Source organism: Veillonella seminalis (genome assembly GCF_003992065.1).
GTDB classification, from domain to species: domain Bacteria; phylum Bacillota; class Negativicutes; order Veillonellales; family Veillonellaceae; genus Veillonella_A; species Veillonella_A seminalis.
In genome coordinates this window covers 19,840-34,568 of sequence record NZ_RQUZ01000004.1, presented here as the reverse complement: position 1 = coordinate 34,568, position 14,729 = coordinate 19,840, and the positions used below count along the sequence as shown (strand labels likewise).

General features: G+C 49.6%; 19 protein-coding genes and 1 pseudogene. 15 read left to right on the top strand and 5 right to left on the bottom strand.

Going from position 1 to position 14,729, the window contains the following annotated elements:
* The first annotated feature begins 7 nt into the window (after positions 1–7).
* From EO126_RS03445 to EO126_RS03405, 9 genes are all read left to right on the top strand, one after another.
* Entirely contained in the window at positions 8–280 is a 273-nt protein-coding gene (locus EO126_RS03445; RefSeq protein WP_225723669.1) for a hypothetical protein, read from the top strand.
* The gene (locus EO126_RS03440; RefSeq protein ID WP_164726696.1) at positions 277–642 is read left to right on the top strand and encodes a hypothetical protein; all 366 of its coding nucleotides are present in this window, start codon (positions 277–279) and stop codon (positions 640–642) included. Before EO126_RS03445 ends, EO126_RS03440 begins: the two co-directional genes overlap by 4 nt.
* Complete coding sequence (locus tag EO126_RS03435) at positions 632–844, top strand: hypothetical protein (RefSeq protein ID WP_127007590.1); 213 nt, start codon at positions 632–634, stop codon at positions 842–844. The genes EO126_RS03440 and EO126_RS03435 overlap by 11 nt, the downstream gene beginning before the upstream one ends.
* 13 nt (positions 845–857) lie before the next feature.
* Complete coding sequence (locus EO126_RS03430) at positions 858–1,364, top strand: hypothetical protein (RefSeq protein ID WP_127007588.1); 507 nt, start codon at positions 858–860, stop codon at positions 1,362–1,364.
* A 12-nt stretch (positions 1,365–1,376) separates the two neighbouring features.
* Positions 1,377–2,543: a leucine-rich repeat domain-containing protein gene (locus EO126_RS03425; protein WP_127007586.1), complete on the top strand. Its 1,167-nt coding sequence runs from the start codon at positions 1,377–1,379 to the stop codon at positions 2,541–2,543.
* A gap of 3 nt (positions 2,544–2,546) precedes the next feature.
* On the top strand, positions 2,547–2,726 hold the full coding sequence (locus tag EO126_RS03420; protein WP_075581366.1) for a hypothetical protein: 180 nt from the start codon (positions 2,547–2,549) through the stop codon (positions 2,724–2,726).
* Positions 2,723–3,280 (top strand): N-acetylmuramoyl-L-alanine amidase family protein, encoded by a 558-nt coding sequence (locus tag EO126_RS03415; RefSeq protein WP_127007584.1) that lies wholly within the window; start codon positions 2,723–2,725, stop codon positions 3,278–3,280. Before EO126_RS03420 ends, EO126_RS03415 begins: the two co-directional genes overlap by 4 nt.
* A 2-nt stretch (positions 3,281–3,282) precedes the next feature.
* Positions 3,283–3,549 (top strand): hypothetical protein, encoded by a 267-nt coding sequence (locus EO126_RS03410; protein WP_225723670.1) that lies wholly within the window; start codon positions 3,283–3,285, stop codon positions 3,547–3,549.
* Between the two features lie 97 nt (positions 3,550–3,646).
* Positions 3,647–4,291 (top strand): hypothetical protein, encoded by a 645-nt coding sequence (locus tag EO126_RS03405; protein WP_127007580.1) that lies wholly within the window; start codon positions 3,647–3,649, stop codon positions 4,289–4,291.
* Here the strand turns inward: EO126_RS03405 and EO126_RS03400 are convergent.
* A complete protein-coding gene (locus tag EO126_RS03400) occupies positions 4,274–5,164 on the bottom strand; it encodes a DNA-methyltransferase (RefSeq protein WP_127007578.1) in 891 nt (296 codons plus the stop codon). The genes EO126_RS03405 and EO126_RS03400 overlap by 18 nt on opposite strands.
* A complete protein-coding gene (locus tag EO126_RS03395; protein ID WP_127007576.1) occupies positions 5,154–5,369 on the bottom strand; it encodes a hypothetical protein in 216 nt (71 codons plus the stop codon). The genes EO126_RS03400 and EO126_RS03395 overlap by 11 nt, the downstream gene beginning before the upstream one ends.
* Before the next feature lie 188 nt (positions 5,370–5,557).
* On the opposite strand from EO126_RS03395, the gene EO126_RS03390 reads away from it, so the two are divergent.
* The 4 genes from EO126_RS03390 to EO126_RS03380 are packed head-to-tail and all read left to right on the top strand — an operon-like array spanning position 5,558 to position 9,385.
* Positions 5,558–5,950 carry a hypothetical protein gene (locus EO126_RS03390; protein WP_009146350.1) on the top strand — a complete coding sequence of 131 codons (393 nt, stop codon included), beginning with the start codon at positions 5,558–5,560 and terminating at the stop codon, positions 5,948–5,950.
* Positions 5,943–6,104 (top strand): SHOCT domain-containing protein, encoded by a 162-nt coding sequence (locus EO126_RS10705; RefSeq protein ID WP_009146349.1) that lies wholly within the window; start codon positions 5,943–5,945, stop codon positions 6,102–6,104. Before EO126_RS03390 ends, EO126_RS10705 begins: the two co-directional genes overlap by 8 nt.
* Before the next feature lie 48 nt (positions 6,105–6,152).
* Entirely contained in the window at positions 6,153–7,832 is a 1,680-nt protein-coding gene (locus EO126_RS03385) for a recombinase family protein (RefSeq protein WP_009146348.1), read from the top strand.
* Positions 7,817–9,385, top strand: a complete 1,569-nt coding sequence (locus tag EO126_RS03380; protein ID WP_006555378.1) for a recombinase family protein — start codon at positions 7,817–7,819, stop codon at positions 9,383–9,385. The genes EO126_RS03385 and EO126_RS03380 overlap by 16 nt, the downstream gene beginning before the upstream one ends.
* Positions 9,386–9,586: 201 nt before the next feature.
* On the opposite strand, the gene blaACI is transcribed toward EO126_RS03380, so the two are convergent.
* The 3 genes from blaACI to EO126_RS03365 all read right to left on the bottom strand — a co-directional run bounded on the left by blaACI (position 9,587) and on the right by EO126_RS03365 (position 11,923).
* Positions 9,587–10,441 carry an ACI family class A beta-lactamase gene (gene blaACI / locus EO126_RS03375; protein ID WP_127007574.1) on the bottom strand — a complete coding sequence of 285 codons (855 nt, stop codon included), beginning with the start codon at positions 10,439–10,441 and terminating at the stop codon, positions 9,587–9,589.
* 274 nt (positions 10,442–10,715) lie between these two features.
* Entirely contained in the window at positions 10,716–11,570 is an 855-nt protein-coding gene (locus EO126_RS03370) for an IS3 family transposase (RefSeq protein WP_009014516.1), read from the bottom strand.
* A gap of 2 nt (positions 11,571–11,572) precedes the next feature.
* On the bottom strand, positions 11,573–11,923 hold the full coding sequence (locus tag EO126_RS03365; protein ID WP_006555381.1) for a hypothetical protein: 351 nt from the start codon (positions 11,921–11,923) through the stop codon (positions 11,573–11,575).
* 160 nt (positions 11,924–12,083) lie between these two features.
* Here EO126_RS03365 and EO126_RS03360 point away from each other — a divergent pair, with 160 nt between their 5' ends.
* Together EO126_RS03360 and EO126_RS03355 are read left to right on the top strand one after the other, a co-directional pair.
* Complete coding sequence (locus tag EO126_RS03360; protein WP_006555382.1) at positions 12,084–13,445, top strand: IS701 family transposase; 1,362 nt, start codon at positions 12,084–12,086, stop codon at positions 13,443–13,445.
* Positions 13,429–14,724 (top strand): annotated as a pseudogene (locus EO126_RS03355) (RtcB family protein). The gene EO126_RS03360 and the pseudogene EO126_RS03355 overlap by 17 nt, the downstream one beginning before the upstream one ends.
* Positions 14,725–14,729: the final 5 nt, after the last annotated feature.

Genomic DNA, 14,729 nt, shown 5'->3' with positions numbered 1-14,729 from the left:
GAGGAATATGGCTGAATGGTTACAGATGGCCGCATCCTTGGTATCGGTCCTGATGCTCTGCGGCGTCATCTTTAATTTCAGCGTCATCAAGCCGCTGAATGAATCGGTGCGGAGCCTCCGGGACTGTATCGCAGAACTTCGCCGCCAGCTGTCGGATACGGAAGCCAAGCGGCAGAAGATGGCGGAACGGCTGTCCCGGGTGGAAGCCCTGGCAGAACATGCCCACCGCAGGCTGGATGCCATGGAACAGCGGCAGCCGGAACAGGGGGGATGGAAATGAGCTTCTCCGTGGTGCAGAACCGGATCCGCCTGGTGAGGGGCGATTCGGCAGAAATCCGCCTGGTCATCTGCGACCGGGTGACGGGGGAACCTTTCATCCCTGGAAAGCGCGATGAGTTGACGTTCACGCTGAAGCGCAGTCTCCCCGATGAAAGACCTGTCCTGACCAAGACACTGGAACAGGGCATCCGGCAGGAAGGGGCGGAGTGCTTCCTGGTTTTCTGGCCGGACGATACGCGGAGCCTTCCCTGCGGCCGCTATATCTATGATGTAGAGCTGGTGCGGGAGAACGGATACACCGATACCCTTATCCCGCCCCGCCCTTTTTTCCTGGAAAGGGGTGTGACGGACGATGGCGCATAAGGAAAACAGCCTCATCGGCATCCTTTCCATGCCCCAGGCCCCGTCCGGGGACTATCAGGAAAAATGCATCATCCCATCCGATGAGGAACAGGTCGTCACCGCTGACAGCGGTCATGCGGCCCTTTCCCGGGTGACGGTAGCTGCCATCCCGTCGAACTATGGCAGAATCAGCTTTAATGGCTATGAGTTGAAAGTCGAGTAAAGGAGCAATCAACATGGCGAAAAATGTAAAAATCAATTCGGTCGTGTATGCGGAAGTGCCGCAGGTTTCCATTCCTCTGGCTGAAGGACAGGGGACGGCTGTCTTTTATGATACGACCGGGGCCACGGCGGCATCGGGGGATATCCTGACGGGAAAATCCGCTTTTATCGGGAATGGCTTCGTCGCGGGTTCCATGCCCAATAACGGAGCCGTCAGCGGCAGTATCAGCAAGGCCGATGGCACGTATGCCATCCCGGCCGGGTTCCATAACGGCAAAGGGGCAGTCCGCATCAGCAGCGAGGAACAGGCCAAACTGGTCAGCGGGAATATCAAGGCTGGCGTGACCATCCTCGGCGTGTCCGGCAAATCCAGTGTCGTCGATACGGGCGATGCCACAGCGGCAGCCGGCACTATCATCAGCGGCAAGACGGCCTACGTCAATGGCACCAAAGTGACCGGGAGCCTGACAACCGTGACCGTATCCCAGGACAGTCTGACCAAGGTGCTGACCATCGAGTAAAGGGGTGATGACATGAAGGTAGATGTGAAAATGGCCGGGAACAGCTACAGTGGGGTACCGTCCGTCCTGATTCCGCTGAAAAGCGGCGGGAAGGCCCGTTTCTGCGAAGTGTCGGATACGACGGCGAAAGCCTCCGATGTGGCCCAGGGCAAGACCTTCTATGATGCAGACGGGAACTATACGGAAGGAACCCGTACGGGAAGCGGCGGCACAGCGGCAGAAGCGGCACCATACAGAGTCACCATCCAACAGGTGCCGCATCAGACTATCGAGGTAACTTTTACGCCACAAGTTACGGGAAACCTGACGGGATTCAAGAAGTCGGGAAGCCAGTCTGCCGAACTCACGAGCGAGGCCAATCTGGCCCTTTCCTATGCCTTTGATGCAGAAGTCATAGCCGACTCTGGCTGGATTAAAGGCAATCCAACCATTTCTGGGGCTTTGAAGAACGGCCTGATTTGCGGGGACGTAGTTATCAGTGCCACAGAGGCAATAGAAGATGCATCCGGACTCAGGATGCCCGTCGGATATATTCCCCTTTATTTATCCGATGGCTGCTTGTACATGGACAAGGACTTGCAGGGAAAATTCAATAATAAATCCTTGGTCAAAGATGGCGCTAAACTGTTCATCGTTGATATTACAAAAAATACAACGAGCATGAACGGTATGTTCAATCCATCTAAGGTAAGTTTTGCTGAAGGAACCCTGGCGGAATCTGTCATTGATTTCAGCAATGTGGAAAAAGGGGCGATTACTGATCTGGGAGTGGCCTTTGCTGGAAATCAGAAGCTGGAATCCCTGGATTTGAGCGGCTTTGGCAATGTGACAGCCATGTACAGCATGTGCGCCTTTTGTTCGAGCTTGAAATGTGTCTATATCGATACATTATCCAACAGCAAGAATAAAACTATCAATACCTATCACATGTTTGCTCCCTGCAGCAGCTTAGAATATCTCATCATTGATAATGTGAATGTGGATTTTGTCATGCAGGATGCCGCCGATGCAGACAAAGGGGTGCCCGCATCGGCAAAAATCCTGGTTCCCAGAGCTGCTTTGGATGCATATAAGGCAGACAGCCACTGGAAATCAGCAGCTGACCGCATCCTGCCCATGGAGGATTTCAATATCGTCCGCAAGGATGGCAGGGTGACCGTCACACCGAAGGCGGTGTAAGGCATGTTTGAGAAAGTGAATATCCCCGACTGTATCGTCATCATCGGGCTGGTCACAGCACTGATCCTGGCGATTTTTTATGCCTTGAACGAGCTGGCCATGTCTATTGCGTCAGGGCTTCTCGGTTACATCGGCGGTACTGTGAAGTCCGCCGTTCATCAGAAAGGAGAAGAAAAACCATGAAAGTATTCCTGAATCCCGGTCATGCGCCGGGCGGCCATCCCGACCCGGGAGCTGTCAATAGTGAAAGCGGTCTGCGTGAGTGCGATGTCGCTTTGGCAGTCGGTCAATCTGCGGAAAGTTACCTGAATGCGGCAGGAGTAGCAACAGAACTGCTCCAGTCTGACAGCCTGGAGGAAATCTGCGAAGCCGCCAATGCCAGTGATGCCGACATCTTCGTGTCCATCCACTGCAATGCCGCCGAAGCCGAAGAAGCCAACGGCACGGAAACCTGGGCCTGTGCCGGCAGTTACCGTGGCAGCATGCTGGCGAGTTGCATCCAGAACCAGATTGTCGATGCCCTGGATACGACAGACCGGGGCGTGAAGATTGCCACGCCCGGCGTCAACGGCCTGTATGTCCTCACGAACACGGACATGCCCGCTGTCCTGGTCGAACTGGCCTTCATCACCAATCCTAGTGATGAAGAAATCCTGGCCAATGCCCAGGATGCCCTGGCCAGAGCCGTGGCCAGGGGCGTGACAGATTATGAACAGCTGATTTTAGGAGGTGAATGACCATGAACCGTGAAGAAATCAGAAAAGCTGTCGCCGATGCCGTCGTATCCTTTGCCAGGAGCGAAGCCGAAGCAGCCATCAAGTCCATCGACCTGGATGACGTCCAGAAGATGGTGGAAGCCCAGATGAAGAACCTCACAGACCCGCTGGAAGCGGAAATCCAGACCACTACCAGCTGGTGGGTGAAGATTCGGAACAGGCTGTATATCACCCTGATGCAGCAGGCGGTCAAAGCTATCGTGGCTGATGTAAAACAGAAGATTGCATGAGAAAAGCCGGTATGGAGCATCGGGGAGATGTTCCATACCGGCTTTTTGTGTTATACTAAAGTCATATTATAAGAATCATTAGATAGGAGATTAGCATATGCTCGATAGAAAGTATTTAAGAGATGTCTTATTACCGGAAAACTTAACAAAAGAAAGCATTTTTTTAGCAATGAAAGATACTCAGAATTTTTTTAAGACAATAAATAGTAAGACCGGAATAAAATTATCCCAACTAATACAAAAAAATAATTTTAGTGGCGTAGTTTCAAATCTATTTACTCATTACATGGGTGAACATAGTCTTTACAAGCCATATAGTGACCAAGAATATCCAGATTTAATGTACGCAGAAAAAAATATAGGACTTGAAGTGAAGGCATGTATTAATTATAAAAAAGGTGGAGAAAGCCACAATGGACATACAGGATGGCATATTATAGTTTGCTATACAATCCTGGACGATGGGAACATTGAATTTATACAGGCTTTGATTGCAAATATTAATGGATATGAAATGGGAGAGGGTATTTCAGATTGGGTGTATTGCAAGAGTAAAAGAAATAGTAATAATAGTCAGCGTACCGAAACTTATGTTACTAATTCAATTGGAACTAATAAATTACGCGATGGAGCTGTCTACATAAATACTGACATAATTCAATATAGTAAGCAACTAAAAAGTGCACGTAATAAACTTAAAGACATTTTGCCGATACCCCCGTACTCACCCTTCTTCGAATAATAACTTTTCGCTTTGTGGATAAAGTTGAGATAATTTAGGTACAGCATTCTTAGCCATTTGATAGAAGTCTTTGTCTTGCTCGACGCCTATGCTATTAAAGCCAAGTGCTTCCGCTGCCGCGATAGTGGAGCCCCCACCGCAGAATGGATCTAATATGATCCCTTCTTGCAAAGGTAAAGCAGCCGATACAAGAATCCTCATAAAATCTTGCGGTTTTAAACTAGGATGATTTGAAATTTTACGTTCACATTGGGGAGTCTTTCCACTTTCAATCAAATCACAAAATGGCGTATCAATTGATTTTCGATGTAAAGCGCCAGCCTTCCACCGTTTTAAGTTTTTTGCAACAGTCCTTTCGGAAAGCGGTTTCCTGTAAAGCCCCCACGGTTCCCAACAACCACGAGGAATAACTGTTGTCATAGAAAACTCTTTTTCTGCGCCTTTGGGGCGATCTCCACCTCGAAAAGTTTTTACGACTCTGACAATCTCTCCGCGTCGTTCTAAACCAGCATCTCGTAAAGCCCGACTAACTATGTCAGATAATAAAGGTGTAGATGCAATAAAAATATGTCCACCAGGAACGAGAACCTTAAAGGCAAGCCTGCCCCAATCAATAAAAAAATTATATACATTGTCTCTTTCCAATGGACTGTCATTGATAACAGAAAATCTTGGCAATGGACTTCTTTTTCGGCCATCAAAGGCTGGAGGAATTCGCCATATACCTCCAGATGCATTTCTCTTTTTTTTCAACTCTTCTTCCGTGTATTCTTTTACACCGTATGGCGGGTCTGTAACTATTGCAGTAATAGAATTTTCTTCTCGATTCTTCATCCAATCGAAACAATTATCATTGATTAATTTATAAGTCATTTTTACCATCCTGTTCCATTCGTTTAATTTTTTCGTATATGGCCATATTGATAAAATGATTCAGGCTAGATTTAATATCTAGCCTTTTTATTTTTTCTTTTGTTCCTTTTGGAAGTATGATAGATACTCTATCATACTTTTCCTTATTATGGATTAATAGATAATTTTTTCTTTTTTGCGTATTTTTGTAACGATTATATGACATAGTATAATCTCCCTTTCTGAGGTAGGTTTATTATAGTCATCATATGACTATAATGTCAAGCTTTAGATAAAACTGAAAAGACTATATCTAAAAATAGATAAGTCCTGTTGAATCTTCTTTTGAAGTACTTAACGATAGCTGTTCTGTCCTATTACTCCTGAAAGCTAAATTTTCAGGAGGTGTCCATCATGACGGACGAACAGAAACAACAGATCATTGCCATGCGCCGGGATGGGGCAGGATATGGCAGGATAGCGGCGCGGCTCCAGATTTCCATCAATACAGTGAAGTCGTTCTGCCGGCGGCACAGCCTGGCGGCGAAGTCGGCAGCCTCAGTTTGCGAGCAGTGCGGAAAGCCGATTGAGCAGAATACGGGACGGAAGCGGAAACGGTTCTGCTGCGATGCCTGCCGGAATAAGTGGTGGAACGCACATCTGGAGCTGGTGAAGCGGAAGGCAGTCTACAACTATACCTGTCCGGCTTGCGGGAAGAAATTCACTGTCTACGGCAACAGCCATCGGAAGTTCTGCTCCCACGCATGCTATATTGCATACCGGTTCGGAGGTGTCCGCCATGGATAAGAGGTCGTTTCAAAATGAAACAGCCTTCCAGATGGCGATGTATCTGGCAAGGCGGATGCTGGCCGAAAAGCTCATCACCGGGAAGGAGTACCGGGACTTCGAGCAGGAGATGCTTCGCCGCTATCAGCCTTTTTCCGGGGACTTATACACTTGATAATTGTATCAAACAGAGTGATATATAGTGTCGAAAGGAGCTGATTCTATGCGGACTATCCGTAAGATTGAACGACGCATACCAAATTTGAAGCAAAGAAAGAAAGTCGCAGCCTATGCCCGCGTATCCATGGAATCGGAGCGGATGCACCATTCCCTTTCGGCGCAGGTCAGTTATTACAGCAGCCTCATCCAGAAGAACCCGGACTGGGAATACGCCGGGGTCTATGCCGACTATGGCATCTCTGGGACGGGGATGAAGAAGAGGCAGGAATTCCTGCGGATGCTGGAAGATGCCGAAGCCGGGAAGATAGACAGCATCCTGACCAAGTCCATCCAGCGCTTCGCACGCAACACCGTAGACCTTCTGCGTACCGTCCGGCATCTGAAAGAGCTGGGCATCGAAGTTTGGTTTGAAAAAGAGAATATCCATACCATGAGCGGGGACGGCGAGCTTATGATGACCATCCTGGCATCTTTTGCCCAGGAGGAAAGCCGTTCCATTAGTGAAAATATCCGGTGGCGCATCAAGAAACAATTTGAGCAGGGGAATCCTAACGGGCGGTTCCGTGTTTACGGGTATCGCTGGGAAGGGGATAACCTGGTGGTAGTTCCCGAGGAAGCAGCTGTTGTCAGGCGCATCTTCCAGAATTTCCTTGATGGCAAGTCACGTCTTGAAACCGAACGGGAATTTGCTGCCGAAGGCATCACGACCCGGAATGGCTGCCGCTGGATGGATTCCAACATCAGGGTTGTCCTGACCAATGTTACCTATACTGGCAATATGCTTTTCCAGAAGGAATATGTGACGGATCCAATCCTCAAGAAGCGGAAGAAGAACCGGGGCGAACTTCCTAGGTATTATGTTGAAAATACGCATGAGCCTATCATCGACAAGGAAACCTTTGATTACGTGCAGCAGGAGATGGCGCGGCGAAAGGAACTGGGGGCGCTGGCCAATAAGTCCTTGAACACGACCTGCTTCACGGGAAAAATCAAATGCGGCATCTGCGGTCGGAGTTATATGCACAATCGCCGCACAGACCGGGGCTTTGAAGAATTCTGGGATTGCGGCTCCCATAAACTGAAAGGCCGGAATTGCGGCGCAAAAGGCAGTATCCCGCATGCAGTCCTCGTGAAGGAGAGTACAGAAGTCCTAGGCCTGGATGATTTCGATGAGCAGGCGTTTCTTGACCGGGTCGAAAAGATAGTAGTGCCAGAATACCATGTGATGGTTTTCTGTATGAAAAACGGACAGAAACTTATCCGGCACTGGGTATCAACGGCGAAGAAGGATTGCTGGACCGATGAGTATAAGGATCGTCAGAGGGCATGGATGAAAAACTACATGGCCAATGGCAAGGGAACACGGTTCTCCGTCTTTACGACCCGCATCCGGTGCGCCTTGTGCGGATCCTCTTTCCGGCGGTGTAAAACGAAGCATGACAGGCCTGTTTATTGGCGATGCAGCAAAGGCGGCAAATGTGAATCGGTCAGCATCCGGGAAGATGACCTGAAGCGTGTGGCCGCAGAGACCATGGGGTTAGAGGACTTTGATGAGGATAGATTCCGGGGGAAAGTGGAATCTATCGAAGCCGGAAAGCCAGACTGCCTGACTGTCCATTTCAAGAGTGGGAGAACAGAAGAGATTTCTTATACGCCTACGCCATCCAAGCGGCGTCCCAAGGCACGGAGAAAGGAGAGCGGAGAAAAGTGGCAAAGACAGTAAGGGCCATCCCGGCCACCATCAGCCGTTATACGGCGGCTCCGATTAACAGCCGGAAGAAGCGGAGAGTAGCGGGCTATGCCAGGGTTTCCACGGACCATGATGACCAGATCAGCAGCTATGAAGCACAGGTCGATTATTATACGAACTATATCAGGGAACGGGATGACTGGGAATTTGTCGGCATCTACACCGATGAAGGCATCTCGGCGACCAACACGCGTCACCGCAATGGTTTCAAGCGGATGGTCAGGGATGCCATGGATGGGAAAATCGACCTCATCGTCACAAAATCAGTCAGCCGCTTTGCCAGAAATACCGTAGACAGCCTGACAACGGTACGCAAGCTCAAGGATAAGGGCATCGAGATTTATTTCGAGAAGGAAAACATCTGGACGCTCGATGCCAAGGGCGAACTCCTCATCACCATCATGAGTTCCCTGGCGCAGGAAGAAAGCCGGAGCATTTCGGAAAACGTCACCTGGGGTCATCGGAAGCGGTTCGCTGATGGCAAGGTGAGTGTTCCCTACAGGCATTTTCTCGGCTATGACAAAGGGCCTGACGGGAATCTGGTCGTCAACCGGGAACAGGCCAAGACGGTGAAACTGATTTACCGCTTGTTCCTGGACGGGTATACCTTCCACTCCATTGCCAGGGAGCTGACTTCCAGAGGGCTGGAAACTCCGGCAAGAAAGAAACGCTGGTATCCGGGGACGGTAGAGAGCATCCTGACAAATGAGAAATACAAGGGCGATGCCCTGCTGCAGAAGCGGTTCACCGTCAACTTCCTGACCAAAGAAACGAAAGCGAATGAAGGGGAAGTGCCGCAGTACTATGTGGAAAATAACCACGAAGCCATCATCAGCCCGCAGGTCTTCGACTGGGTACAGGAAGAAATCAAGCGGCGGCGTGAAGGCAGGGGACGTTACAGCGGCGTATCCATCTTCTCCAGCAAAATCAAGTGCGGCCAGTGCGGAGGCTGGTACGGGGCCAAGGTCTGGCATTCGACCGACAAGTACCGCAGAACCATCTACCGATGCAACGATAAGTTCAAGAGCCATTGCAAGACACCACATCTGACAGAGGATGATATCAAGGAAGCCTTCGTCCGGGCCGTCAATCAGCTCATCGAAAACAAAGCGGACGTACTTGACAGCATCACACTGCTGAAGGAACGGCTCACTGACACAGAAGACTTGGAAGAGGAGCGGGACAGGATAAGCACAGATTTGAACCTGCTGGCCGACAAGATACAGCAGCTCATAGCCGAGAACGCCAGGGTCGCGCAGAACCAGGATGATTATGACCGGAACTACAACGAACTGGTCAGTCGGTATGAAGCAGCGAAGACGCAGTACGACAAGACCTGTGAAGCCATCCAGTATCGCAAGGCCCGGAGCCGTCAGATGGACAGCTTCATCAAGGAGCTTAGGAATCAGGATCTCATTAAGGAGTTCGATGCCCGGCTGTGGGGCAGCCTGGTGGATTTCATCACAGTGTACAGCAAAGACGATATCCGGGTGACCTTCAAGGACGGGACGGAAATCAGAGCATAAGCAGGAAAAAAGGATTACGGCAGAGAATCCAAGAGGAAACGCAGGATTCTCTGCCGTATTTTTGATGAAGAAAATCGGAATATGATATAATAGTAAGGGTTTCAGGTGTGCGAAGTTTGAGTGAGATATAAATGTTTGGCGAAATATTTTTGCGTGATGGCCCTCTCTGCCCATCGGCAATACCGATGCTATCAAGCCCCTTTAAAATACTAAATTATCAAAAATTCGTTTTGCCGCCTCCGCAATCATAGCGTCGTCAGATTTTGCATTTTTTTCCGTGCGGCGCGACATTATCGCCATGACAATGGGTTTGCGATTGGGCGGATAAATCACGGCAATATCATTCCGCGCCCCATAATCGCCTGAACCGCTCTTGTCGATAACTTTCCAACCTTGCGGAGTTTCTGCCTTGATAAGCGTGTCGGTTATGGAATTGTCGCTCATCCAATCAATCAGCAGTTTTTTCTTGTCGTCGCTCAAAATATCGCCGAATATATAGACTTGCAAATTTTTTACCATCTGTCTCGGCGTGCTAGTATCACGATTATCTTTTGGATTGAAAAGATTAAGTTCAGGTTCATTTCGCGCAGGTTTGGTAGTTTTGTCGCCAATATTTTTAAGTGCCACCTTGAAATTTTCCACGCCGCCGATCTCCTGCAAAATTAAATTTGCCGCCGTGTTGTCACTCCACTTGAGCGATGCCGAACAAATTTCCGCCAGCGTCATGCCATCAGCAACATGGTCTTTGGTGATTGGCGCGTAGGACAAAATATCTTCCGCCGAAAACTTACGAATTTCATTCAAATCGGAGGTATTTTTTTGTCTTAGCAATTCTGCAGCCGTAAAAACTTTGTGTGTCGAGCAGTAGGAAAAACGCGTATCAGGTTTGTAGCAAATTTTTTTTCCATTCTCCATGTCAACGGCGTAAACACCAATCACGGCGTTATATTTATTTTCCAGATCAGCAAGATTTAATTTCTGCCGCGCTTGACAATCCTGAAGGCAGAAAACCATCAAGCCACAGATTATCAAAAACAAAAAACAAAATTTCTTCATAATAACCTCCTACTATCTGTTGAACGACCCGCCAAATTCAACGGGTCGTATTGGCTCAATAGAGCGTGATCATCAGCAATTAGCACTCTTATTGCCATTACTAATACATCACTTCATACAATCAAAGATGCAGTCACTTGCACTTGTCAACAAAAATTGGACACAAAACTAAAAAAATCAGGCATAAAAACGAATCGATGTACAAGATTCATCAACTTTTCTGACATCCTTCAAGCTTGTTAGACAAACCATGCCATCGATAATGCAGACGAGATCAGCAGATGGGCGTGTGACGTTCCCGATACTGCTTCGGCGTCAGGTAGCCTAAGGAATAGGCTGGCCTCTGTTCATTGAAGAAAAGAATGTAGTCATCCACCTCCTCCTTGACCGGTTTCTCGCCGGTCACATGCAAGTCCATGAACAGCTCCGCCTTGATCCATCCATTGATGGACTCCATAGCGGCATTGTCTGTGGGGGTCCCGGCACGTGACATGGATCGGGTGATGCCGTACATGGGCAATAGCTCGTTGTAGGCTTTGGAGGCGTAGACCGATCCCTGGTCAGAATGGAGAACCATTTGGTGCTCCGGATGCCGTTTTTGCCACTCAATCAGATTTTCCAGTCCGCTGATGTAAGTCATGCGATCACCGCGTTTTGCAGAGAGGGAATGACTGACAATCTCATTGTTCCATAGATCCATATAAAGAGTCAGTTCATGGTAGATGCCTTTCACATAAAAAGCGGTCATATCACTCACGATGCACTGCATTGGCCCATCGATCTGCATTTCAGACATGAGCAGGTTGGGAAATATCCGCGCTGGATCGCCAGCCTTCTTGTACCTGTAGTGCTTGGATTTGCTCTTGATTCCCGCAATCCTACAGCATTTGTGGGCATAGGGATCGGACAGGACAATCTCTTTGTCCAACCGTATCTTGGCGTTCAGCCAGCGATAGCCGTGCGATGGATACTTCCAATGGTACTCCTGGAACAGCAGGACGTTGCTCAAAAGGCGCTTTTCTTTGCCCGACGGCTGAGAAAGATGTTTTTTCCAAGCGTAGAAACTGCTCCTCTGGATGCCCATTGTCTTGCAAAGAAGCTTCACCGGAATTTCTCCGGATAGTTCCATGATTACTTGATAATCTTGTTGCCGTACAGAATTACAGTACCATCCCCCTTCACCTCGTAGCCTTTTTTTAGCCGTGCCTCGGTTATCTTGGCCTTGATTAGTTCCTGGATAAGTTCTTCCTTTGTCATCGCCTTCAGTTCATCCAGCTCTGCCGGAGCTTTCTTGAACGAGGGCGCACAGATGCTTCTTCGTCCCTGCTTGGGCGGCAACTGGTTGGCATCCCGGTACATTCTCATGTAATTCCGTGCCGTCTGCTCATTGATAACGTATTCCTCTGCAGCTTCATACCGGCTGATTTCGCCGTCGTAAATGCGGCGGCCAATGTCCAATCTCTGTTCTTTTGTGTACTTCACGGCAAACCTCCTGTCCTGTGAGGGAGAATTTCTGTCCGATAATTAATTTCGTACTATCCGTACAGTATACACCGTATGTCCAAAAATTACCCCCTCCGTGTCCAATTTTAGTTTACCACTTCAAGATTCACCACAAACCAAACACGAGAGGTGCTACGTGATGTCTCAATTATACACCAGTCAGCCGACAGTTAACAGACTCCTGACGACTTTTTCTTCCTTGTTCCCATCTGCGACGAGACGGACGCGCCATCTGCTGGCGTGGTTACTCATTGCTCAACTGGCTCTGGAGTCGGCGCCGTCGGTGCGCTGCCTGTTCCGGCAGTTCCTATCGAAGCAGACGGACGCATCGCTCAACAGCTATTACCGCGCCCTTGGCAACGGCCTCGTCACGGATGCATCCATTCGCCAGGCCTTGGCGCTGCAGGCGCTTGCCATAGTGCCAGAGGCACTGCGGCAGGAGCCTATCCTGCTCAGCGTGGACGACACGTCCATTGCCAAGTGGGGCAAGCACTTCGACGGTGTAGGCATCCTGTACGACCACGCCAAACACGATGGCAAGTCCTATTTCAATGGGCATGCCTTCGTCAGCCTGACGATGAGCGTGCCGGTCCTCCATGAGACCGCAGGCAAGCAGCAGATCCGTTATATCGCGGTGCCGATTGGCTACGTCATGAGCAACGGCGAAGCCTCGAAGCTGACACTTGCCTGCCAGCTTCTCGATGAAGTCATGCCAATCCTTGAAAAACGCCAGGTCATCCTGCTCTTCGATAGCTGGTACGCCAAGCGCGAGTTGCTCGCACATGCTCTCAGCTATCCGAATCTCAATGTGACCTGCAATGCACGCCACGATACGGCCATGTTCGAGTTGCCGGATTCGACGGCAGGCCGTCGCGGCCGTCCACCAAAGTACGGTAAACGCTTGATGCTGGACGAGATTGCCAATGATCTCACGAATTACCTTTGCCGGATGGACAACTATTTTGTTGCTCACCGTCTGGTGAAAACGCGCATCTTTGGCGACCATACCGTCCATGCCTATGTGACGCTGAGCAAGAGTGGCTCGTACCGTCTCTTTTTCAGCACCATAGATCCGATGGCGCTGCACATGAGCATTGCTTGGCAGGAGAACAAAGGGCTCCGCAACACCAGCTCCAAGCATATGGCGATTTACCCGCTCAAGCTCTACAAGCTCCGCTGGGGCATTGAGACGAACTACTACGAGCAGAAGATGTTCTGGGAGCTCGGCAGCTACAAAGTTCGCACAAAGACTGCGATTGAGCATCTGCTGAACCTAACGAATTCCGGGCACGCTCTCATGAAGATCCTGCCGTATGAGGACGAGCGGCTGAACACCTACCGGGACAAGAGCCCGCAAGAGCTGCGGCACGCGCTAAGCCAGCAGATCCACAAGGAAGTATTTTTCGCCACTTTGGTGTCCAAAGCCCAAAGTAGCATAAATTCAAGCACATTGCTCAAGGCTTTGCAAGCATTGGCTTGGGGCGATGAGCAAGCGGCTTAAAAGCTGTAAACTGTTGTATAATAGTAGAAAATTATGGAACTCAGGGACGGCAGGTGAAGCGACAATGGAACGGATTGAAGGAACAGTTACAACGGCAATATCGTATGCCAAGAGTATCGATGAGAAAGCGAGGGAACAAATCCGCCGCATGTGCAGCTATGAGCTGACGAAGGGGAGCCGGGTGCGGATTATGCCGGACGTCCATGCCGGGAAAGGCTGTACGATTGGTACGACGATGACAATCACAGACAAGGCAGTACCGAACATCGTCGGCGTGGACATCGGCTGTGGCATGTATACGATTGCTCTTGACAAGCAGCCGATTGATTTTGCCAGACTCGATGAAGCGGCTTACATCGTGCCTTCCGGGATGAATGTCTGGCTCGAGAAGCAGGCTGACTTTGATTTGCAGCAACTCTACTGCTATGACAAGCTGAAGAATCTGTCCTGGATTGCCTGCAGTATCGGCACTCTGGGCGGCGGGAATCATTTCATCGAGGTCGATAAAACCCATGATGGCCGACATTATCTCGTCATCCATACAGGAAGCCGGAACCTGGGAAAACAGGTGGCGGAGATTTATCAGCGCATGGCCGTTGAGCTGAATGCCCATGATGAAACACTGGAAGAACGGCTCTAGCATATCATAGCAGAATACAAGGCGGCAGGACGGCAAAAAGAGATCCAGGAGGCCATCCAGCAGGCGAAGTCAGAACAACGCAGGGAAAAGCTGCCGGAAGATCTTTGCTTTGTCTCCGGAAAATACCTGAGGCAGTATCTGCATGATGTGGCTCTTTGCCAGCAGTTTGCTAGACTGAACCGGGAGCAGATTGCCAAAAAACTGCTGGAAAGAGCTGGCCTTCAGCCCGGCGAAGCCTTCCATACCATCCACAACTACATCGATGTCGATGAGATGATCCTCAGAAAAGGAGCCATCGCCGCACATAAGGGTGAAAAGGTCCTTATTCCCATCAACATGCGTGACGGAAGCATCCTGGCCATTGGCAAAGGCAATGCTGAATGGAATTACTCTGCCCCGCACGGCGCAGGCCGCATCATGTCCCGTACACAGGCAATCAAAGAGCTTTCCCTCAAGGAATACCAGCAGGAGATGGCAGGCATATATACGACATCGGTAAACGAAGGCACCATCGACGAAGCTCCTATGGCCTATAAATCCCTTGATGATATCTTGGATGTCATCGGTGACACCGTGGACGTTATCGACGTGATGAAACCAGTCTATAATTTCAAGGCGGCAGAGGAGAAGCATTTCTAAAGCAT

Excerpts from the sequence above, each read along its gene's own strand:
- EO126_RS03420 (WP_075581366.1), top strand. The coding sequence starts at position 2,547 with ATGTTTGAGAAAGTGAATATCCCCGACTGTATCGTCATCATCGGGCTG.
- EO126_RS03440 (WP_164726696.1), top strand. The coding sequence starts at position 277 with ATGAGCTTCTCCGTGGTGCAGAACCGGATCCGCCTGGTGAGGGGCGAT.
- EO126_RS03410 (WP_225723670.1), top strand. The coding sequence starts at position 3,283 with ATGAACCGTGAAGAAATCAGAAAAGCTGTCGCCGATGCCGTCGTATCC.
- EO126_RS03385 (WP_009146348.1), top strand. The coding sequence starts at position 6,153 with ATGCGGACTATCCGTAAGATTGAACGACGCATACCAAATTTGAAGCAA.
- EO126_RS03435 (WP_127007590.1), top strand. The coding sequence starts at position 632 with ATGGCGCATAAGGAAAACAGCCTCATCGGCATCCTTTCCATGCCCCAG.
- EO126_RS03430 (WP_127007588.1), top strand. The coding sequence starts at position 858 with ATGGCGAAAAATGTAAAAATCAATTCGGTCGTGTATGCGGAAGTGCCG.
- EO126_RS10705 (WP_009146349.1), top strand. The coding sequence starts at position 5,943 with ATGGATAAGAGGTCGTTTCAAAATGAAACAGCCTTCCAGATGGCGATG.
- blaACI (WP_127007574.1), bottom strand. The coding sequence starts at position 10,441 with ATGAAGAAATTTTGTTTTTTGTTTTTGATAATCTGTGGCTTGATGGTT.
- EO126_RS03445 (WP_225723669.1), top strand. The coding sequence starts at position 8 with ATGGCTGAATGGTTACAGATGGCCGCATCCTTGGTATCGGTCCTGATG.
- EO126_RS03400 (WP_127007578.1), bottom strand. The coding sequence starts at position 5,164 with ATGACTTATAAATTAATCAATGATAATTGTTTCGATTGGATGAAGAAT.
- EO126_RS03370 (WP_009014516.1), bottom strand. The coding sequence starts at position 11,570 with ATGGAACTATCCGGAGAAATTCCGGTGAAGCTTCTTTGCAAGACAATG.
- EO126_RS03395 (WP_127007576.1), bottom strand. The coding sequence starts at position 5,369 with ATGTCATATAATCGTTACAAAAATACGCAAAAAAGAAAAAATTATCTA.
- EO126_RS03425 (WP_127007586.1), top strand. The coding sequence starts at position 1,377 with ATGAAGGTAGATGTGAAAATGGCCGGGAACAGCTACAGTGGGGTACCG.
- EO126_RS03390 (WP_009146350.1), top strand. The coding sequence starts at position 5,558 with ATGACGGACGAACAGAAACAACAGATCATTGCCATGCGCCGGGATGGG.
- EO126_RS03405 (WP_127007580.1), top strand. The coding sequence starts at position 3,647 with ATGCTCGATAGAAAGTATTTAAGAGATGTCTTATTACCGGAAAACTTA.
- EO126_RS03415 (WP_127007584.1), top strand. The coding sequence starts at position 2,723 with ATGAAAGTATTCCTGAATCCCGGTCATGCGCCGGGCGGCCATCCCGAC.
- EO126_RS03360 (WP_006555382.1), top strand. The coding sequence starts at position 12,084 with ATGTCTCAATTATACACCAGTCAGCCGACAGTTAACAGACTCCTGACG.